This window comes from Streptococcus sp. SO2, assembly GCF_030440025.1.
In genome coordinates this window covers 278,841-300,666 of sequence record NZ_JAQFJH010000002.1, presented here as the reverse complement: position 1 = coordinate 300,666, position 21,826 = coordinate 278,841, and the positions used below count along the sequence as shown (strand labels likewise).

The window sequence follows — 21,826 nt, the reverse complement described above, 5'->3', positions numbered from 1 at the left end:
AATGGTAAAAAGATTGAAAGGGAACCGATTATGAAAAAAAGATGGCTGTTGGCTTTGGTATTTACTTATTTATTATTTATACCGAGCCTGGTTTTTGCAGTAGACTTTGATATCTTATCCTATCAGGGGGATTTGAATATTCATGCAGATAATACTGCAATTTTTAAGGAAACAATTACCTACCGCTTTGGAGATGATTACAATGGTCAGTTAGTTGGGCTCGGAAAAGCTGGGAAAATGCCGGAAGGATTTGACATTGATCCCGACCCGACCGTTCAGGTCTCTAAAAATGGAAGAATTGTTCAAAATGTTTCCTTCTATACTATGGAGGAAGAGGACGGCTACAAGGTAAAAATTTACAATGCTGGATATGCCGGAGATACTGTTCGGGTAACGGTTACCTGGAAACTAACAAACCTTCTCTTCTTATATAAGGATATCGCAGAGCTAAATTGGCAACCCTTGACCGATAGTACTGGAGACATCAAAGAGATTGAGTTTAAGATTAGCTCTGATACCCCAGCAGAGAAACTCTATTTTCATGCAGGCCAACTCCTAAGGGACTCTAGTGTTGAAAAAGCAAATAATCTCTATCATGTCATAATGAAAGACCTTCCTAGAAAGCGACAGATCGAATTACACGCATACTGGTCGAGAAGTGCTTTTGCAGAAGCTCCAGATCAAGGATTAGAGGAAGAACGTTTAACCGATTTTAACCGGATTGAAAGCAATATAGCGACAGAAAAAGCGCAAAGTGAGATGTTGATGAAATGGGTATTTCCCGTCATTTTTATGAGTCACTTACTTCTAGTTCCTCTCTTCTATAGGAAGTTTCGTCAGAGTACAACCATTAAAAAGGTCTTTCCAAAAGATCATCGACTCTACGAACCACCGATGGATTTGCCTCCAATGGTTTTAGCAGAAGCAGTGTATTCAACCTCCTTAGAGGAAGTCAATCCCCTAAACAAATCAGGGTTTGGTAAATTTACTTTTGAACGTTTGATTCAGGCAACCTTGTTGGATTTAGTAGATCGAGGCCATTTATCTATTTTCCAAGGGGATGAGGAACCTTATGTGCGCATTATCAGTGAAAAGGGTTTGTCCAATTTTGAGAAGGAATGCCTGCGCATGACTTTGTCAAATAAGAAAGAATTGGCTATTTCAGAGCTCTTCCCTGATTACCAAGTTTCATCTTCCCTTTACTGTGGTGCCAAAGAGTCAGATGAAAAACATATCCGAGAAACAGGCTCGCGTCTTAAACGCTCCTTTGAAGGAAGACTTCAACGCATTCAGTCTTGTGTCAAGGATAAGGTCCATGTACTTCGTATCCCAAGCTACTATCGTTCCTTGACAAGCGAGGAACGCCGCCTTGCTCTCGGGATGCGGGTCTGTTCAGCCATAACAGCTCTAGGTGGATTGCTTTTCTTTTATTATAGTTGGCAAACACATGGCTTCTTTTCGATCCCGTTTCTACTTTTAGGATTGACAGGATTAGGGACTAGTTTCTGGGTTTATCTTGCCACGCGAGGGGCCTATCGTGATGGAGTTCTAACAGAGGAAGGAGCAGAAATCTTCTATCTCTGGACGAGTTTTGAAAATATGCTTCGCGACATCGCTCATCTGGATCAGGCCGAGCTAGAGAGCATCGTCCTTTGGAATCGTCTACTGGTCTATGCGACTCTCTTTGGTTATGCCAAGAAGGTGAGCAAGTTAATGAAAGTCCGCCATATTCAGCTTGAAAATCCAGATTTGAATCTTTATGTAGCCTATGGTTGGCACTCACAGTTCTACACCTCAACTGCACAAATCAAGCAATATACTGCTGTCGCAAATACAGCTAGCAATTACTCTGTATCTTCTGGAAGTGGTTCTTCAGGTGGAGGATTCTCAGGAGGCGGAGGCGGTGGTAGCATCGGCGCCTTCTAAAAAATCTATCGCAACATCTGAAATTATGTTATAATAGAGGACAGAAAAAGGAGTAATGTATGTATTTTATTGAAATTTTGAAGTCAATCTTTTTTGGGATTGTTGAAGGAATTACAGAATGGTTGCCCATTTCAAGTACTGGCCACTTGATCTTGGTTGAAGAATTTGTACAATACAAGGACCAAAATGAAGCCTTCATGTCCATGTTTAATGTTGTCATTCAGCTTGGTGCCATTTTAGCAGTTATGGTCATTTACTTTAATAAGCTTAATCCCTTCAAACCTGGTAAAACTAAGGTAGAAGTTCGTAGAACTTGGCAATTGTGGTCAAAAGTCTTCGTTGCGACCTTGCCTTTGCTATTGGTCTTTAAACTAGATGATTGGTTTGATGCCAACTTCCATAACATGGTTTCAGTTGCAATCATGTTGATTATCTATGGTGTTGCCTTTATCTACCTTGAAAAACGAAATAAGGCGCAAGCCATTGAACCAACAGTGACAGAGCTAGACAAGTTGCCCTATAAAACAGCCCTTTACATTGGGCTCTTCCAAGTCCTCGCCCTCTTTCCAGGAACGAGCCGTTCAGGTGCGACGATCGTTGGTGGTTTGTTAAATGGAACAAGCCGCTCAGTCGTAACAGAGTTCACCTTCTATCTCGGAATTCCTGTTATGTTCGGAGCCAGCGCTTTAAAGATTTTCAAATTTATTAAAGCAGGTCAACTCTTGAGTTTTGGACAACTGTTCTTGCTCTTGGTTGCTATGGGTGTTGCCTTTGCGGTCAGCATGGTTGCCATTCGTTTCTTGACTAGCTATGTGAAGAAGCACGACTTTACACTCTTTGGTAAATACCGTATCGTACTCGGTAGTGTCTTGTTGCTCTATAGTTTTGTGCGTTTGTTTGTATAAGAAAAAAAGCTTGAGGGAATTTTCCTTCAAGCTTTTTAAAATCCTGTCACCGTAATTCCTAGTAAACGGATACCTTTTTCTTTTTCAGCTAGTTCTTCGTAGAGTTGAAGGGCAGTTTGAGAAACCTGACTAGCGTCCTGTGTTGCTTGTGGGAGACTTTTTCGTCTAGTCAGAGTGGAGAAGTCAGCATATCGTATTTTTAGGATAATGATTTTTCCAGCTTTGTCCTGCTTGCTGAGATTGTGAGCTACCTTTTCGGAGAGAAGAGACAGCTCTTTTTTGATGTCTTCTTCTACTTGTAGGATCTTTCCGTAGGTTTTTTCCTTGCCAATGGACTTACGAATGCGGTCGGGCTTGACCGGTGAGTTATGAATACCTCTTGCCTTTCGATAAAGGTCAAAACCGAGTCTGCCGAACCGATCGATTAAAGTAACTTCTGAGACATCCAATAAGTCTGCACCGGTATAAATGCCCATTTCATGAAGGCGTTCAACTGTTTTCTTACCAACACCATGAAATTTAGCAATGTCCATTTGTTTGAGAAAGTCTTGAGCCTGATCTGGGAGGATAACTGTCAAACCATGTGGTTTTTGATAGTCACTAGCCATTTTAGCTAAAAATTTGTTATAAGAAACACCAGCAGAAGCTGTCAGGTGTAGCTCCTGCCAGATATCTTGTTGGATGAGGCGGGCTATTTTGACAGCTGACTTGATACCGAGTTTATTTTCCGTCACATCTAAGTAGGCTTCGTCAATACTCATAGGTTCAATCAAATCAGTGTAGCGTTTAAAAATAGCTCGAATCTCAAGTCCCACAGTCTTATACTTTTCATAATTTCCAGAGATAAAGATAGCTTGGGGACAGCGCTCATAAGCTTCTTTAGAACTCATGGCTGAATGAACACCAAAAGCTCGTGCCTCATAGCTACAGGTAGAAACGACACCACGCCCACCTGTTTGTCTGGGGTCGCTTCCGATAATGACAGGTTTGCCCTTTAACTTAGGATTATCTCTTATTTCCACCGCAGCAAAAAAGGCATCCATGTCGATATGGATGATTTTTCTGGACAGATCATTTATCAATGGAAATATGAGCATTCCAATCCCTTTCTAGTGTCATTTTCTATTTATTATACCCTTTTTTCTGAAAAAATGGGAAAGTTCAACCTGACTTTCAAAAATATAATACAGATAAGAACAAAAAAGAGACTGTATTATAAAAGAAAGCGTCTAAAATGCCGATTTTCTCTTGTTGAAATCGGTTACTGTATGGTATACTTGTCTCAAGAATGTAACAGATGACTGTTACTAGAAAAAAGAGGATATTAACATGGTTGTTAAGACAGTTGTTGAAGCACAAGATATTTTTGATAAAGCTTGGGAAGGCTTCAAAGGCGTAGATTGGAAAGAAAAAGCAAGTATTTCTCGCTTTGTTCAAGCTAACTACACACCTTATGATGGAGATGAAAGTTTCCTTGCTGGACCAACAGAACGTTCACTCCACATCAAAAAAATCGTAGAAGAAACAAAAGCACACTACGAAGAAACTCGTTTCCCAATGGACACTCGTCCAACATCTATTGCTGATATTCCTGCTGGATTTATCGACAAAGAAAATGAAGTTATCTTCGGTATCCAAAACGATGAACTCTTCAAATTGAACTTCATGCCAAAAGGTGGTATCCGTATGGCTGAAACTACTTTGAAGGAAAATGGATATGAACCAGATCCAGCTGTTCACGAAATCTTCACTAAATACGTAACAACAGTTAACGACGGTATCTTCCGTGCCTACACTTCAAACATTCGTCGCGCTCGTCACGCTCACACTGTAACTGGTCTTCCAGATGCCTACTCACGTGGACGTATCATCGGTGTTTACGCACGTCTTGCTCTTTACGGTGCAGACTACTTGATGCAAGAAAAAGTAAACGACTGGAATGCGATCAAAGAAATTGATGAAGAAACAATCCGTCTTCGTGAAGAAGTAAACCTTCAATACCAAGCATTGCAACAAGTTGTTCGCTTGGGTGACCTTTACGGAGTTGATGTCCGCAAACCAGCGATGAACACGAAAGAAGCAATCCAATGGGTTAACATCGCCTTCATGGCTGTCTGCCGTGTTATTAACGGTGCTGCTACATCTCTAGGACGTGTGCCAATCGTATTGGATATCTTTGCAGAACGTGACCTTGCTCGTGGTACATTTACTGAATCAGAAATCCAAGAGTTCGTTGATGATTTCGTTATGAAACTTCGTACAGTTAAATTTGCTCGTACAAAAGCTTATGACCAATTGTACTCAGGTGACCCAACCTTCATCACAACTTCTATGGCTGGTATGGGTAACGATGGTCGTCACCGTGTTACTAAGATGGACTACCGTTTCTTGAACACTCTTGACAACATCGGTAACTCTCCAGAGCCAAACTTGACAGTTCTTTGGACTGACAAATTGCCATACAACTTCCGTCGCTACTGTATGCACATGAGCCACAAACACTCTTCTATCCAATATGAAGGTGTAACAACAATGGCTAAAGACGGATACGGAGAAATGAGCTGTATCTCATGCTGTGTGTCACCACTTGACCCAGAAAACGAAGATCAACGTCACAACATCCAGTACTTCGGTGCTCGTGTAAACGTTCTTAAAGCCCTTCTTACTGGTTTGAACGGTGGTTACGACGATGTTCACAAAGACTACAAGGTATTTGACATCGATCCTATCCGTGACGAAGTTCTTGAATTCGAATCAGTTAAAGCCAACTTCGAAAAATCTCTTGACTGGTTGACTGACACTTACGTAGATGCTTTGAACATCATCCACTACATGACTGACAAGTACAACTACGAAGCTGTTCAAATGGCCTTCTTGCCAACTAAACAACGCGCTAACATGGGATTCGGTATCTGTGGATTTGCAAACACAGTTGATACATTGTCAGCTATCAAGTACGCTACAGTTAAACCAATCCGTGATGAAAATGGCTACATCTACGATTACGAAACAATCGGTGAATACCCACGTTGGGGTGAAGATGACCCACGTTCAAACGAATTGGCAGAATGGTTGATCGAAGCTTACACAACTCGTCTACGTAGCCACAAGCTTTATAAAGACGCAGAAGCTACAGTATCTCTTTTGACAATCACATCTAACGTTGCTTACTCTAAACAAACTGGTAACTCACCAGTCCACAAAGGTGTATACCTCAACGAAGATGGTTCTGTGAACTTGTCTAAACTTGAATTCTTCTCACCAGGTGCGAACCCATCTAACAAAGCTAAAGGTGGATGGTTGCAAAACTTAAACTCACTTGCTAGCCTTGACTTTGGTTACGCAGCTGACGGTATTTCATTGACAACTCAAGTTTCACCTCGTGCTCTTGGTAAGACTCGTGACGAACAAGTGGATAACTTGGTAACAATCCTTGATGGTTACTTCGAAAACGGTGGACAACACGTTAACTTGAACGTTATGGACTTGAACGATGTTTACGAAAAGATCATGTCAGGTGAAGACGTTATCGTACGTATCTCTGGATACTGTGTAAACACTAAATACCTCACTCCAGAACAAAAAACTGAATTGACACAACGTGTCTTCCACGAAGTTCTTTCAATGGATGATGCATTGAGCTAAGATTCAATTAGAATAATAAGAAAGCCAGTCAAAATGACTGGCTTTTTACTATAATATCAAAGATTGACCTAATTACAGATGTAACATATATTAAGCTATTTATATTAGTTTACCGATATAAATAGCTCAAAATTGAATGGCTAGGTTATAGAATGATGCAAATACGTGTATTTTTAAGTTAATATACTTGAATAGATTGTATTGAGATGTTATAATATAATAGACAAGCTCTAGTTAGTGATAGAGGTTGTCAAAATGTTATGATGTAATCTCTTAGGGAGATTAGAAATAAAAATTTCATATAGAAAAGAGGAGAAGAAATGTCGAAAAGCAAAGCGTTAAAAATGCTTTCTAAATTTTCTGCGTTAGTTTTTGCTATTTTAGCTCTAGCATCTGTTTTAGTAGGCATTGTTAAAGCAGATAATCCAGTATCAAAAGAATTAACACAAGTAATTACAGACATTGATCTGTTAGATGCTTCAGATACTAAGCAAAATGTGAGTTCAGAAGGAGATTTCGAGCTTCGTACGAATTTAGCATATAAGCTTCGTGTGACTTTTGATCTCAAACAGTATAATGAACATCTGAATAATGGAGATTATTTTACCTTTGATATACCTGCTCCTATGGCAGTTTATGAGGGGAGTCAGGATTTAATTGATCCGACAACAAAAGTTACTATTGGAGAAGCTGAAGTGACTTCAAATGGTACTGATCAAGGTGGGAAAGCAAAAATCACCTTAAAAAACCTGGATAAATATTTAGAGAAAACTGGTGGAGATAAGGTAAAGGATGTGTCAGGGAATTTTTCTGTTTCTTTTAGATTCTTAAAAGATCAGAATAAGACCCGCATTAACTTTAATTCATCCTCATTGAAGCAAGAAGTGACTCACATTTATTCATCAAAAACAATCGATGGTCCCAAAGTTGGTACTGAAAATTACGCTAAAATTGGGGGTCGTGCTGCCCTTGAAAGTTGGAACTCTCCAAAACTGGCTGAGATTGGTTCGGTTAGCAAGGGAGATGCATGGTCTGTCTGGCGTGTACGTGTAAATACAGAGAAACAAGACTTAGGACAAAATATTGTATTACATGATACTATACCAAATGATGATACTAGTTACACTCCCGCACAGTATATTCCTGAGACTCTAAAAGTATATAAGGCAGATATCACTGTTGGGACTTCTGCTGTTCCAGATGATGCAGTATTGTTAACTGAGGGACAAGACTATACCGTTTCGTGGAACGAAAACTATACTTCATTCGATATCATTTTTAAAGATGGAACGACCTCTTATATAGTATCTTATAACACAACAACTCCTAATGATGGAAGTAAAGTAGGAAATAGGGTTGCTCTGTCGTTGGCTGACGGGACTAAATTAGCACAGAACACAAGTCGTCCGGGAGCACTTGATATGACAGCTGAGGCGACATCTTTGATTTCTGGTACGATTGTAGCATCTACTGCTTACCAAATTAAGATTCATAAGACTGATGCCTTCACTCTTGCTCCAGTTTCGAGTGCAGTATATACTGTGACAGCAGCAGATGATGCAAGTGAAACAACAGAAGTGACTACGAATGAAAAAGGAGTAGCGCTTACGAAAACTTATGATCAGAAATGGGAAGGTAAAACGTTTAAGATCAAAGAGAAGACTGCTCCATCAGGCTATAAACTAGATGAAAAAGAGTATACAGTTAAACTCGGTGCTGCGGGTTCTACTATTCATCTTAAAGATGAACCTGTTCCAGCTGTATTCAATGTGACGGCTAAGAAAGTAGTAGAAGGACGTACAGATAAACTTCCAAAAGCGGATGAGTTTACCTTTAACCTATTTTCTGCAGAGAACTTGAAGGACCCTGTAGCCACAGCAAAATCAAAAGCTGATGGAACGATTACCTTTGAGAATCTCCAAGTAAAAGGTGCGGGAACTTATCACTACATCATCAAAGAGGACACTTCAACAGCAGTTGCAGGCGTTACATTTGATACAGAAGCCAAGGAAGTTACTGTAGCAGCAACTTTCCAAAGTGGAGTTTTAACAGCAACTGTCACATCTGCAGAACCAACTTTCACTAACACTTATAAAGCAACTCCAGCTAAAGAAACTATCACAGCTAAGAAAGTCTTGAACGGTAAAGAACTTGAAGCTGATAAATACGAATTCGAACTTAAAAAAGGTGAAGAAGTCGTTGCGACAGCTAAAAACGCTGCAGACGGCACCGTTACTTTCAAAGAAATTGAGTTCGAAACAGCAGGTGATTACACTTACACTATCACTGAAAAAGCGGGTAGTGAAAAAGGTGTGACATACGATACTGCTAAACACGAAGTTAAGGTAAAAGTTACAGATAACGGGGAAGGAAAACTTGTTGCAGCTGTTACAGGTAACAACCCAACCTTCACCAATACCTATAAAGCAGCTCCAGCAAAAGAAATTATCAAAGCTACTAAAGTTTTGGATGGTAAAAAACTTGAAGCTGATAAATACGAGTTTGAACTTAAAGAAAAAGAAAGTGACAAAGTCGTTGCGACAGCTAAAAACGCTGCAGACGGTACTGTGACTTTCAAAGAAATTGAGTATGCAGCAGCAGGTGAATACACTTACACTATCACTGAAAAAGCAGGTAGCGAAGCAGGTGTGACATACGACACTGCTACACATGAAGTGACAGTAAACGTTACAGATGACGGCCAAGGTCAACTTGTTGCAGCTGTTACAGGTAACAACCCAACCTTCACAAACACATATAAAGCAGCTCCAGCTAAAATTGCTATTGAAGCTAAAAAAGTTTTGAATGGTAAAGAGCTGGAGATAGATGAGTTTGAGTTTGAACTGAAAGAGGGTGACAAGGTTGTTGCGACAGCAAAGAATACTGCTGGCGGATTGATTCGTTTTTCTGAAATTAGCTATTCAACAGCAGGAGTATATAACTACACTATTACAGAAAAGGTTGGCAATAAACTTGGTGTAACTTATGATAAAACAGAACATCCAGCAACTGTAGAAGTGAAAGATAATGGCGAAGGTCAACTTGTCGCGACAGTTACAAGTGAAACACCAGTTTTCGTTAATGACTATAAAGCGGAACCTGCACAGGCTACAATCAAAGCTAAGAAAGTCTTGAAAGGTAAAGCGCTTGAAGCTGATGCTTACACATTTGAACTGAAAGAAGGTTCAGACCTTGTAGCTACGGCTAAGAATACTGCCTCAGGAGAAGTTGTCTTCAACGTCACTTTCTCAGCAGCAGGCGATTACGTTTACACTATTACTGAAAAAGCTGGTGACGATAAAACAATCACTTATGATCAAAATGCGTATGAAGTGTTCGTCACTGTTGCGGATGATGGTAAAGGCCAATTGGTTGCGACTGTAGAAGATGCGGATACAGAACGTGTCTTCACAAACACTTATACAGCACCAGCTCCAACAGCTACATCGGCAACACTTGAATTTACGAAAGAATTGACTGGTCGTACTTTGGTTGATGGTGAGTTCCAATTTGAATTGTACAAAGATGGACAAAAAATTGATACAAAAACAAACCAAGGTGGAAAAGTAACATTTAATGCAATCAACTATGATGCAGAAGGTGAGTATACTTATACTGTAAAAGAAGTGAATGCTGGAGCAACTGGTATTACTTATGATACAGAAAAGACTGCGGTGGTAAAAGTAACCAAAGATGCAGCAACCAACGCTTTGAAGGCAGCTGTTGAATATCCAGCAGGTAGTGTCTTCAAGAATAGCTTCAAAGCACCAGCGGTAGAAGCTACGATTGAAGCAACTAAGAAACTTGAAGGTAAAGAACTTGCGGCTGATGCTTATACTTTCGAATTGAAAGAGAAAGGCGCCGTTGTAGCTACAGCTAAGAATACTGCCGAAGGTAAAGTAGACTTTGTTCGTTCATTCGAAGAAGCAGGTACTCATACTTATACCTTGGTTGAAAAAGTTGGTACTGAAGAGGGTATTGAATACGATAAGACTGAGCATACCGTAACAGTCACTGTAGTTGCGGATGATCAAGGTCTCTTGACTGCAAAGGTTTCGTATGCCGATGGTAAAGAAGTTGTATTTACAAATAAATACACTGTTCCAACACCAACACCAGAACCAAATCCAAATCCAGCTCCAAATAATCCAGGAACAACGCCAGATCCAGCACCAACACCAGATCCAACGCCAAATAATCCAGGAACAAATCCAACTCCAGGAACAGAACCAACTGATCCAGGACAAAAAGAGGATCCAAAACCAACACCTCCAGCTACGGAGACTAAAGGTAAAGCTGAACTTCCAAACACAGGGGAAGCAACCTCTATCCTTTCTGCGCTTGGATTTGTAGTCTTGGCATTGAGCGGATTGGTATTCTTCGTAAAACGCAAAGCTTAAGCTTTTGTAGAAGAAACATGAAACTTGGTAAGTGAGAATATTTCTTCTCTCTTAAACTTGATAGAGAAAGTCTCTAGAAAATTCGTTTTCTAGGGGCTTTTTTTGTACTTCAAAAAATTTTTTTAAAAAATAGTCAAATTTGGTCAAAAAACTATTGACTTTTACTGACTAATGTGATATAGTAGGAACATAAGGAAAATGAATTCCTTAGAAAACTTCATTTTCAATGATTCTATTTATTGAAAATGTATGATAGATACCCTAGAAAGGGGTGGGGCCTATGTTAAATCTAACAGATTTTGAAAAGAAGATGATAAAAGGCTTATTTAAGAAAGAAAAACCAGAAATTATACGTAGGGTAGCTAGTTAGCTAGTCTAAAATTTTTAAAACAAAGGTCAAAGATAGTCAATATCAGAGATCGCAAATAATTAAGAATAAACGAGGTAAAGAATATGAACAACAACTTTAATAACTTTAACAACATGGATGATTTATTTAACCAATTGATGGGTGGTATGCGAGGATATAGTTCTGAAAATCGTCGCTACTTGATTAATGGACGTGAAGTGACACCTGAGGAATTTGCTCAGTATCGTGCAACTGGTCAATTGCCAGGAAATGCAGAATCTGATGTGCAAATGCAACAACAGGCTTCAGGTATGAAACAAGACGGTGTCCTTGCTAAACTAGGTCGTAACTTGACCGCAGAAGCTCGTGAGGGCAAGCTGGATCCTGTTATCGGACGAAACAAGGAAATTCAAGAAACATCTGAAATCCTCTCACGTCGTACGAAAAATAATCCTGTTCTAGTCGGAGATGCAGGTGTTGGTAAGACAGCCGTTGTCGAAGGCCTAGCACAAGCGATTGTGAACGGAGATGTTCCAGCTGCCATCAAGAACAAGGAAATTATTTCTATTGATATCTCAGGTCTTGAGGCTGGTACTCAATACCGTGGCAGCTTTGAAGAAAACGTTCAAAATCTAGTCAATGAAGTGAAAGAAGCAGGGAATATTATCCTCTTCTTTGATGAAATTCACCAAATCCTTGGTGCTGGTTCAATCGGTGGAGACAGTGGTTCTAAAGGTCTTGCAGATATTCTCAAGCCAGCTCTCTCTCGTGGTGAATTGACCGTTATTGGAGCGACAACTCAAGACGAATACCGTAACACCATCTTGAAAAATGCAGCTCTTGCTCGTCGTTTCAACGAAGTGAAGGTCAATGCTCCTTCAGCAGAGGATACCTTTAAAATCCTTCAAGGGATTCGTGATCTCTATCAACAACACCACAATGTCATTTTGCCAGACGAAGTCTTGAAAGCAGCAGTGGATTATTCTGTCCAATACATTCCTCAACGCAGCTTGCCAGATAAGGCTATTGACCTTGTCGATGTAACGGCAGCTCACTTGGCAGCTCAACATCCTGTAACAGATGTGCATGCTGTTGAACGGGAAATTGAGGCAGAAAAAGACAAGCAAGAAAAAGCAGTTGAGGCAGAAGACTTTGAAGCAGCTCTCAATGCTAAAACACGTATTGCAGAATTAGAGAAAAAAGTCGAAAACCACACAGAAGACATGAAAGTGACTGCAAGCATCAACGATGTGGCTGAGTCTGTAGAGCGAATGACAGGTATTCCAGTGTCACAAATGGGAGCGTCAGATATCGAACGTTTGAAAGATATGGCTCATCGCTTGGAACACAAGGTAATCGGCCAAGATAAGGCAGTAGAAGCAGTAGCTCGTGCTATCCGTCGTAACCGTGCAGGATTTGATGAGGGCAATCGCCCAATCGGTAGCTTCCTCTTTGTAGGGCCTACTGGGGTTGGTAAGACGGAACTTGCTAAGCAATTGGCGCTCGATATGTTTGGAACCAAGGATGCGATCATCCGTTTGGATATGTCTGAATACAGTGACCGCACAGCCGTTTCTAAGTTAATTGGTACAACAGCAGGTTATGTAGGTTATGATGACAATAGCAATACCTTGACAGAACGTGTTCGTCGCAATCCTTACTCTATCATTCTCTTGGATGAGATTGAAAAGGCTGATCCTCAAGTAATCACCCTTCTCCTCCAAGTATTGGATGATGGTCGTTTGACTGATGGTCAAGGAAATACAGTGAACTTCAAGAACACGGTCATTATCGCGACATCAAATGCTGGATTTGGTTATGAAGCCAACTTGACTGAAGATGCGGATAAACCAGAATTGATGGATCGTTTGAAACCATTCTTCCGCCCAGAGTTCCTTAACCGCTTTAACGCAGTTATCGAGTTCTCACACTTGAATAAGGAAGACCTTTCTAAGATTGTGGACTTGATGTTGGCGGAAGTCAACCAAACCTTGGCTAAGAAAGACATTGATTTGGAAGTCAGCCAAGCAGCTAAGGACTTTATCACAGAAGAAGGCTATGACGAAGTCATGGGTGTTCGTCCTCTCCGTCGTGTGGTTGAACAACAAATTCGTGATAAGGTAACAGATTTCCACTTGGATCATCTAGATGTTAAACATCTGGAAGCAGATATGGAAGATGGTGGTTTAGTTATTCGTGAAAAAGCCTAATACTCTTCGAAAATCAAATTCAAACCACGTCAACGTCGCCTTGCCGTACTCAAGTACAGCCTGCGGCTAGTTTCCTAGTTTGTTCTTTGATTTTCATTGAGTATAAGACAAAATTTTGAGAATAAAAAAAGAAGGAACTAGCTAAAAGCTGGTTCCTTTTTGTGTTTAGATGATATGGCGCTCAAAGGCATCATCTGAGATTCCTTGTTCCAGGATGAGTTTCGCCCATTCTTTAGCTGAAAAGAGGCTGTGGTCCTTGTAGTTTCCGCAAGATTCGATGGTTGTTCCAGGGACATCTTCCCAAGTAGTAGTCTCAGCGATTTCCTTGAGCGAATCCTTAATAACAGCTGCAATTTCGGCACTGGTATGGCGTCCCCACATAATCATGTGGAAGCCTGTACGACAACCAAATGGCGAACAGTCAATCATACCGTCAATGCGGGTACGGATGAGTTTGGCTAAGAGGTGCTCAATGGTGTGAAGACCAGCGGTAGGGATAGAATCCTCATTTGGCTGTACCAAGCGAATATCAAAGTTGGAGATGACATCTCCCTTTGGCCCTGTTTCCTCCCCAATCAAGCGAACATAAGGTGCTTTGACAATGGTGTGGTCAAGTTCAAAACTTTCAACAATAACTTCTTTTGACATGGTAGTTCCTTTCAGTTTTCTTCTTTCATTATATCATAAAGGGTGCTGTTGAGATAGAGAGAAAACCTCTCCGATGAAGGAGAGGTTTGAGTTTTTTATTTGCGATATAAGCGGTCGTATTGGTAATAAGGGTCAAAGGTTACGTTGATACCCAATTTGCGAAGGACATTCTTGTCTTCATCGGTCAGGATGATGGTTGAGTGAGCTTCGCTTCCTTTGAGATTCCCAAGTTCCTCCATGGCACGCGCAGCGTCAGGATTTTCCATAGCTGTGATTGCAAGAGCAATCAGGATTTCATTTGAGTGGAGGCGAGGATTGCGGCTACCTAGATGATTGATTTTAAGACCTTGAATTGGTTTGACAACTTCAGGCTCGATGAGTTTCACTTCCTTAGCAATGTCAGCTGATTTCTTAATAGCGTTGATCAAGGCAGCAGCTGTGGGACCAAAGAGTTCTGAGTTTTTACCAGTGACGATTTCCCCATTTGGCAATTCGAGTGCTAGGGCAGGTCCGCCAGTTTCTTCCGCCTTTTGACGTGCTGCGACAGCAACCTTACGGTCTGCAGGTGTGATGCCGAGGTCGTTCATGAGAAGTTCAATCTTCTTGACAGCAGTTTCTCCGACTTTTTCAGCTTTAAAATCAAGAACTGTTTGATAGTAACGGCGAATGATTTCTTGTTTTGAAGCTTCGATAGCAGCTTCATCATCTGTAATAGCGAAACCAACCATGTTGACACCCATGTCTGTTGGTGAAGCGTATGGAGATTCACCAAGTATACGTTCCAACATACGTTTAAGTACTGGGAAGATTTCAATATCACGGTTGTAGTTGACAGTGGTTTCTCCGTAGGTTTGGAGATGGAAAGGGTCAATCATATTGACATCATCAAGGTCTGCGGTTGCAGCCTCGTAGGCCAAATTGACTGGATGATGAAGGGGCAGGTTCCAAACTGGGAAGGTTTCAAACTTAGCGTAACCAGACTTGATGCCATTAAGTTGGTCGTGGTACATATTGGACATACAAGTTGCTAATTTTCCAGAACCAGGTCCAGGAGCCGTCACGACGATCAAGTTGCGACTGGTTTTGATATAGTCGTTTTTCCCCATACCTTCAGAAGAAATGATGTGGTCCATATCCGTCGGGTATCCTTTAATTGGATAATGAAGATAGGAATCAATCCCGTTTTTATCTAACTGGTTGCGGAAGGCATCTGCAGCGGGTTGGCCAGCGTATTGTGTGATGACAACGGAACCAACAAAAATTCCTAATTCATTGAATTTATCAATCAAACGAAGAACTTCTTGGTCATAAGAAATGCCTAGGTCGCCACGCGCTTTAGAATGCTCGATGTTGCTTGCGTTAATGGCAATCACAACTTCAACCTGCTCTTTCAATTCTTGCAAGAGCTTGATTTTATTGTCAGGCTCATAACCAGGAAGGACACGAGCAGCGTGGAAATCTTCTAACATTTTGCCACCAAACTCCAAATAGAGTTTGCCGTCAAATTGGTTGATGCGCTCCAAAATGTGGTCGCGCTGTAGATTCAAATATTGTTCAGAACTAAAAGCTTGTTTTTTCATTTTTTTACCTCTGACCTCTATTATAATAAAAAATTGGAAGATAGGAAACTACGGAGTCAAAAAAGAAATCAAAAAGATTAGGCAAACGCTTGCACTAAGTTTAAAAAAGCGCTATCATAGACTATAGATTATTAAAATAATGAGGTAAGAAGATGCAAGAAAAATGGTGGCATAATGCCGTAGTCTATCAAGTCTATCCCAAGAGTTTTATGGACAGCAACGGAGATGGAATTGGTGATTTGCCAGGAATTACTAGCAAGTTGGACTATCTAGCTAAGTTAGGGATTACAGCTATTTGGCTTTCTCCTGTTTATGACAGTCCGATGGATGATAATGGCTACGATATTGCTGATTATCAAGCAATTGCAGCTATTTTCGGGACTATGGAGGACATGGACCAACTCATCGCAGAAGCTAAGAAGCGTGATATTCGAATTATCATGGACTTGGTGGTCAATCATACCTCAGATGAACACGCATGGTTTGTCGAGGCTTGTGAGAATCCTGATAGCCCTGAGCGTGACTACTATATCTGGCGGGATGAGCCTAATGATTTGGAGTCTATCTTTAGTGGGTCTGCTTGGGAATACGATGAAAAGTCGGGTCAATACTATCTCCACTTTTTCAGTAAGAAACAGCCTGATCTCAACTGGGAGAATGAAAAACTGCGCCAGAAAATTTATGAGATGATGAACTTCTGGATTGATAAAGGAATTGGTGGTTTCCGTATGGATGTTATTGACATGATTGGAAAAATTCCTGATGAGAAAGTAGTTAATAATGGTCCTATGCTCCATCCCTATCTCAAGGAAATGAATCAGGCAACTTTTGGGGATAAAGATCTCTTGACGGTGGGAGAAACTTGGGGAGCAACGCCAGAGATTGCTAAACTCTACTCGGATCCAAAGGGACAAGAATTGTCTATGGTCTTCCAGTTTGAACATATCTGTCTTCAATATCAGGAAGGGCAACCTAAGTGGCACTACCAAAAAGAGTTAAATGTAGGGAAGTTAAAAGAAATTTTTAACAAATGGCAGACAGAGCTGGGAGTTGAAGACGGCTGGAATTCCCTCTTCTGGAACAACCATGACCTTCCTCGTATCGTCTCTATCTGGGGAAATGACCAAGAATACCGTGAAAAATCTGCCAAAGCCTTTGCGATCTTGCTTCATCTTATGAGGGGGACTCCTTATATCTACCAGGGTGAAGAGATTGGGATGACCAACTATCCGTTTGAAACACTGGACCAAGTAGAAGATATTGAATCCCTCAACTATGCGCGTGAAGCTCTTGAAAAAGGCGTTCCGATTGAAGAAATCATGGACAGCATCCGTGTCATTGGTCGTGATAATGCCCGTACCCCAATGCAATGGGATGAAAGCAAAAATGCTGGCTTCTCAACAGGTCAACCTTGGTTGGCAGTTAATCCAAACTACGAAGAAATCAACGTTCAAGAAGCACTGGCAAATCCAGAATCTATTTTCTATACTTATCAAAAACTCGTTAAAATCCGTAAGGAGAACAGCTGGCTAATTCGAGCTGATTTTGAATTGCTTGATACAGCTGACAAGATCTTTGCTTATATCCGTAAGGACGGTGACCGTCGTTTCTTAGTTGTGGCTAACTTGTCCAATGAAAACCAAACCTTTTCAGTAGAAGGAAAAATTAAGTCAATCTTGATTGAAAATACTACTGCTAAAAAAGCAGTTGAAAACCAAACCTTAGAGCCATGGGATGCCTTCTGTGTGGAACTAACGGATTAAAATAAGTGAACCTCAAGCCTTTGATGCTTGGGGTTCTTTTGTTGAAAAATATATAGAAAAGTCTTTAAAAAATATTTGTTAGAATTTTCTAAAAAATCTGGCGAAAGTCCTTGCTTTTATGAAAAAATAGGGTATAATGGTGAAAACACTATCTTTAAGGAGATTACTTATGAAATCGAAAAAGTGGCTCTTAGGAGCAGGTGCTGTTTTGAGTGCAGCCCTACTGTTAACTGCTTGTGGGCAAAGTGAAAAGAAAGTGGATGCTCCCAAGACATTCTCTTATGTCTACGCTATGGATCCATCTTCTTTGGACTATAGTGTGACGAGCAAGAGCTCAACTTCTGACGTTATAGCAAACGTTGTTGATGGTCTTTTGGAAAATGACAAGTATGGGAACTTAATTCCATCACTTGCAGAAGATTGGTCTGTTTCAAAGGATGGCTTGACTTACACCTACAAACTTCGTAAGGGTGTAAAATGGTATACTTCTGATGGAGAAGAATACGCTGAAGTTAAAGCTAAAGACTTTGTTACTGGGCTTAAACATGCCGCTGACGGAAAATCAGATGGTCTTTCTTTGATTCAGGATTCTATCAAAGGTTTGGCAGAGTATGTTAGTGGTGAGAGCAATGATTTCTCTACCGTAGGAGTTAAGGCTGTTGATGATTACACGGTAGAATACACGCTCAACAAACCAGAAAGTTTCTGGAACTCTAAGGTCACAACTGCAACCATGCTCCCAGTTAATGAAGAATTTTTGAATTCTAAAGGGAGCGACTACGGTGCACCAACCCCATCAGGTATCCTATATAATGGTCCTTATTTCTTGAAATCATTGACTTCAAAATCAGTCATTGAATATGAAAAGAATCCAAACTACTGGGATAAGGATAATGTCAAGATTGACAATATTAAACTAACTTTCTACGATGGATCAGACCAAGAATCTTTGATTCGTAGCTTTACACAAGGAGCTTATACAACAGCTCGTCTCTTCCCGACAAGTTCAAATTTTGAGTCAACTAAACAAGAGTACGGCGATAAGATTGTTTACAGTCCACAAGAAGCGACTAGCTACTACCTCACTGTTAATGTAAACCGTCAGTCTTACAATAAAACAGCCAAAACAGACGAGGCTCAAAAAACTTCAACGAAAGAAGCTCTTCTCAACAAGAACTTCCGTCAGGCGCTGAACTTTGCTCTTGACCGTCATTCTTATACTGCTCAGTTGAATGGTGAAGAAGGTGCGAACAAGATTATCCGTAACAGCCTAGTGCCTCATGACTACGTTCAAGTGGGTGAAAAAACCTTTGGAGAGTTGGCACAGGCAGAGCTCGTTTCATATGGAGACCAGTGGAAAGATGTAGCCCTTACAGATGGCAAGGATACGATTTACAGTCCTGAAAAAGCTAAGGCAGCCTTTGCTAAAGCCAAGGAAGAATTGCAAGCCAAGGGTGTTACCTTCCCAATCCATTTGGATATCCCCGTTGAACAAACAGATGTAATCGCGGTTCAACAAACCAACTCACTCAAGCAGTCTATCGAATCATCACTTGGTACTGAAAATGTCATTGTCGATGTCCTTCAAATGACCGATAATGAGAAATTGAGCATTACATCTCAAGCCAAGGTTCCATCCCAAAAAGACTATGACTTGAACGGAACTGGTTGGGGACCAGACTATCAAGACCCAGCTACCTACCTCAACATCCTTGATGCTAAGAAGGGTTCTGCCCTTAAACACTTGGGGATCAAGCGCGGAGGAGATCCAGAAGTGATGGCTCAAGTTGGACTGGACGAATACAAGAAACTCTTGGATGACGCTGCAGCTGAAACCAGCGACCTTAATAAGCGTTATGAAAAATATGCTAAAGCTCAAGCTTGGGTGTCAGACAGCTCGCTCTTAATCCCAGTTGCTTCTTCAGGTGGTTCTCCAACGGTTAGCCGTACTGTACCATTTACAAAAGCTTACTCTCAAGTCGGAATCAAGGGAGACCCATTTGTATTCAAAGGATTGGAGTTGCAAAATGACGTTGTGACTGCAAAAGAATACGAAGAAGCCTTCAAGAAATGGCAACAAGAAAAAATCGAGACAAATGCCAAATACCAAAAAGAACTTGAAAAACACGTCAAGTAATCTATAAATAGAAAAGGAAGTTGCAGGAAACTGTGCTCCCTTTTTTGTTTTAGACACCAGTTATCATAAAGGCAGTAACTTTACATTTTTGAATAAATTTGATAAAATGTGGTTATGTTATAAAAACTGACATAAAGGAGTGAATGATGATCAAACTGAAAAAAAGACTAATCGGGACAGGTCTTGTCTTAGCGACAGGGATTTTGCTCTCGGCATGTGGACAGTCCAACACAGATACTAGCACTTATTCATCAACATTTAGTGCGAATCCAACAACTTTTAACTATCTTCTAGATTATTATGCAGATAACACTGCTGTTATTACCAATCTCGTAGATGGTTTGTTAGAGAATGACAGCTATGGGAACCTCGTACCTGCTCTTGCGGAGGATTGGTCTGTTTCATCAGATGGTTTGACCTATACCTACAAGCTTAGAAAAGATGCCAAGTGGTATACGGCTGATGGTGAGGAATACGCTTCAGTCAAAGCTCAGGATTTTGTCACTGGGATCAAATATGCCGCGGACAATAAGGGGCAAGCCATGGATCTGATTCAAAATTCAATAAAGGGATTGAATGACTATGTGACGGGTGTGACCAATGACTTTTCAACTGTCGGTGTCAAAGCCTTGGATGATTACACAGTCGAGTACACTTTGACTCGACCAGAACCGTATTGGAATTCAAAGACAACCAATAGTATTCTTTTCCCAGTCAACGAAGAGTTCTTGAAATCAAAGGATAAAGATTTTGGTACCTTGACACCAGACAGTATCCTTTATAATGGTCCATATCTGTTAAAAGATTTCACATCAAAATCTTCAATCGAATATGTGAAGAATCCACACTATTATGACCATGATAAAGTGACCATTGAAAAAGTTAAGTTAGCTTACTTTGATGGGTCAGATCAGGAGATGACCATTCGAAACTTTGAAAGTGGTGCTTACTCGATTGCAGGAGTCTATCCAAATAGTTCGAACTATGCTAAGACAAAAGAAAAATACCAAGACAATATCGTCTATAACTTACAAGACAAGACATCTTGGTACTTTAACTTTAACGTCAACCGCAAAACCTATAATCATACCGCTAAAACAACGGACGAACAAAAGAAATCAGCTCAAACAGCTATCTTAAATAAAAAATTCCGTCAGGCTATCAACTTTGGAATTGATCGAACAGCCTACTCTGCTCAATCTAACGGTGAAGAAGCAGCGAGCAAAACCCTTCGTAATACTCTGGTTCCCCCAACATTTGTCCAGGTGGGAGACAAGACCTTTGGAGAAGTAACAGCTTCTAAGCTTGTGAACTACGGAACTGAGTGGTCAGGCATCAATTTAGCAGACGCTCAAGATGCTTACTTCAATAAGGAAAAGGCCCAAGCAAAATTTGCGGAAGCTAAAAAGGAATTGGAAGCCCAAGGCGTGGCTTTCCCAATCCATTTGGATGTCCCTGTTGATCAGACAAATAAAAATGCGGTCTCTGGTATGAATTCGGTTAAACAAACCCTTGAAACAGTACTAGGTTCTGACAATATCGTCATTGATGTTCAACAGCTTTCTACAGATGACTTTGGAAATGTTGCCTTCCTAGCACCAAATCCAGCAGCTCGTGACTACGACCTAAACTTTGATGGTTGGGTTGGTGATTACCAGGATCCATCAACTTATCTAGATCCCTTCAATGCTGAAACTGGCTTCTATCTCAAGATTTTTGGTCTTGATGCCAAAGAAGACCAAGAGCTCATTAAGAGTTTGGGGCTCGATACCTATACACAACTCCTGAAAGAAGCAGATGCTGAGAACAAAGATGTCGCTAAGCGTTATGAAAAATACGCTGAAGCGCAAGCTTGGATGATTGACAATTCTCTAGTCATGTCTGCTATGTCAAATGGTGGCACAGCCTCTGTAACTAAAGTAACTCCCTTTACACGTGCCTACTCCCTAGTGGGAATCAAGGGTGACGGAAATAATTATAAGTACATGAGATTACAAAAAGACCCTGTTACCAAGAAACAATTTGATGAAGCCAAGGCTAAGTGGGAAGAAGAAAGTAAAAAAGCTATCGAAAAGAGCCAAAAAGAGTTTGAAAACCACGTAAAATAAGATGAGAACAAGGTTTCCTATTCAGGAGCCTTGTTTTTGTATCCATTAAACTAAAAACGAGTAAATGACCTAAATTTTTTTTGGGAAAAAGGTATAAATAAAAACGCTTAATTATAATGAATGAATGGCATTTATTGTTGGTTTATGATATAATG

General features: G+C 40.5%; 11 protein-coding genes. 8 read left to right on the top strand and 3 right to left on the bottom strand.

The annotated features are described in order from the left end of the window. Positions 1-30 precede the first annotated feature (30 nt). Together PCY17_RS03770 and PCY17_RS03765 are read left to right on the top strand one after the other, a co-directional pair. The gene (locus tag PCY17_RS03770; RefSeq protein ID WP_301391865.1) at positions 31-1,926 is read left to right on the top strand and encodes a DUF2207 domain-containing protein; all 1,896 of its coding nucleotides are present in this window, start codon (positions 31-33) and stop codon (positions 1,924-1,926) included. Positions 1,927-1,985: 59 nt separating this feature from the next. After that, positions 1,986-2,831 (top strand): undecaprenyl-diphosphate phosphatase, encoded by an 846-nt coding sequence (locus PCY17_RS03765; RefSeq protein WP_000273567.1) that lies wholly within the window; start codon positions 1,986-1,988, stop codon positions 2,829-2,831. A gap of 35 nt (positions 2,832-2,866) precedes the next feature. On the opposite strand, the gene dinB is transcribed toward PCY17_RS03765, so the two are convergent. Further along, positions 2,867-3,928, bottom strand: a complete 1,062-nt coding sequence (dinB, locus tag PCY17_RS03760; protein WP_042769070.1) for a DNA polymerase IV — start codon at positions 3,926-3,928, stop codon at positions 2,867-2,869. 232 nt (positions 3,929-4,160) lie between these two features. Here dinB and pflB point away from each other — a divergent pair, with 232 nt between their 5' ends. From pflB to PCY17_RS03745, 3 genes are all read left to right on the top strand, one after another. After that, positions 4,161-6,476, top strand: coding sequence for a formate C-acetyltransferase (pflB, locus tag PCY17_RS03755; RefSeq protein ID WP_000260621.1), 2,316 nt, complete (start codon positions 4,161-4,163; stop codon positions 6,474-6,476). Positions 6,477-6,796: 320 nt separating this feature from the next. Then, positions 6,797-10,876: an FctA domain-containing protein gene (locus tag PCY17_RS03750; RefSeq protein WP_301391864.1), complete on the top strand. Its 4,080-nt coding sequence runs from the start codon at positions 6,797-6,799 to the stop codon at positions 10,874-10,876. Positions 10,877-11,329: 453 nt separating this feature from the next. Continuing rightward, the gene (locus PCY17_RS03745; RefSeq protein WP_084944309.1) at positions 11,330-13,435 is read left to right on the top strand and encodes an ATP-dependent Clp protease ATP-binding subunit; all 2,106 of its coding nucleotides are present in this window, start codon (positions 11,330-11,332) and stop codon (positions 13,433-13,435) included. Positions 13,436-13,600: 165 nt separating this feature from the next. On the opposite strand, the gene PCY17_RS03740 is transcribed toward PCY17_RS03745, so the two are convergent. Both PCY17_RS03740 and PCY17_RS03735 read right to left on the bottom strand, forming a co-directional pair. Further along, positions 13,601-14,083: an S-ribosylhomocysteine lyase gene (locus tag PCY17_RS03740; RefSeq protein WP_000032556.1), complete on the bottom strand. Its 483-nt coding sequence runs from the start codon at positions 14,081-14,083 to the stop codon at positions 13,601-13,603. A 95-nt stretch (positions 14,084-14,178) separates the two neighbouring features. Continuing rightward, positions 14,179-15,663, bottom strand: coding sequence for a DUF1846 domain-containing protein (locus tag PCY17_RS03735; RefSeq protein ID WP_247942786.1), 1,485 nt, complete (start codon positions 15,661-15,663; stop codon positions 14,179-14,181). 152 nt (positions 15,664-15,815) lie between these two features. Here PCY17_RS03735 and PCY17_RS03730 point away from each other — a divergent pair, with 152 nt between their 5' ends. The 3 genes from PCY17_RS03730 (at position 15,816) to PCY17_RS03720 (ending at position 21,671) form a co-directional block, all read left to right on the top strand. Further along, the gene (locus PCY17_RS03730) at positions 15,816-17,426 is read left to right on the top strand and encodes an alpha-glucosidase (protein ID WP_247942785.1); all 1,611 of its coding nucleotides are present in this window, start codon (positions 15,816-15,818) and stop codon (positions 17,424-17,426) included. A 169-nt stretch (positions 17,427-17,595) separates the two neighbouring features. Continuing rightward, a complete protein-coding gene (locus tag PCY17_RS03725) occupies positions 17,596-19,563 on the top strand; it encodes a peptide ABC transporter substrate-binding protein (protein WP_247942784.1) in 1,968 nt (655 codons plus the stop codon). Positions 19,564-19,709: 146 nt separating this feature from the next. Continuing rightward, complete coding sequence (locus tag PCY17_RS03720; protein WP_301391863.1) at positions 19,710-21,671, top strand: peptide ABC transporter substrate-binding protein; 1,962 nt, start codon at positions 19,710-19,712, stop codon at positions 21,669-21,671. The last annotated feature ends 155 nt before the right edge of the window (positions 21,672-21,826 follow it).

What these genes read in the sequence shown, in the direction of transcription:
- PCY17_RS03740 (WP_000032556.1), bottom strand. Translation starts at nt 14,083, where the DNA reads ATGTCAAAAGAAGTTATTGTTGAAAGTTTTGAACTTGACCACACCATT.
- PCY17_RS03750 (WP_301391864.1), top strand. Translation starts at nt 6,797, where the DNA reads ATGTCGAAAAGCAAAGCGTTAAAAATGCTTTCTAAATTTTCTGCGTTA.
- PCY17_RS03720 (WP_301391863.1), top strand. Translation starts at nt 19,710, where the DNA reads ATGATCAAACTGAAAAAAAGACTAATCGGGACAGGTCTTGTCTTAGCG.
- dinB (WP_042769070.1), bottom strand. Translation starts at nt 3,928, where the DNA reads ATGCTCATATTTCCATTGATAAATGATCTGTCCAGAAAAATCATCCAT.
- PCY17_RS03770 (WP_301391865.1), top strand. Translation starts at nt 31, where the DNA reads ATGAAAAAAAGATGGCTGTTGGCTTTGGTATTTACTTATTTATTATTT.
- PCY17_RS03765 (WP_000273567.1), top strand. Translation starts at nt 1,986, where the DNA reads ATGTATTTTATTGAAATTTTGAAGTCAATCTTTTTTGGGATTGTTGAA.
- PCY17_RS03730 (WP_247942785.1), top strand. Translation starts at nt 15,816, where the DNA reads ATGCAAGAAAAATGGTGGCATAATGCCGTAGTCTATCAAGTCTATCCC.
- PCY17_RS03725 (WP_247942784.1), top strand. Translation starts at nt 17,596, where the DNA reads ATGAAATCGAAAAAGTGGCTCTTAGGAGCAGGTGCTGTTTTGAGTGCA.
- pflB (WP_000260621.1), top strand. Translation starts at nt 4,161, where the DNA reads ATGGTTGTTAAGACAGTTGTTGAAGCACAAGATATTTTTGATAAAGCT.
- PCY17_RS03745 (WP_084944309.1), top strand. Translation starts at nt 11,330, where the DNA reads ATGAACAACAACTTTAATAACTTTAACAACATGGATGATTTATTTAAC.
- PCY17_RS03735 (WP_247942786.1), bottom strand. Translation starts at nt 15,663, where the DNA reads ATGAAAAAACAAGCTTTTAGTTCTGAACAATATTTGAATCTACAGCGC.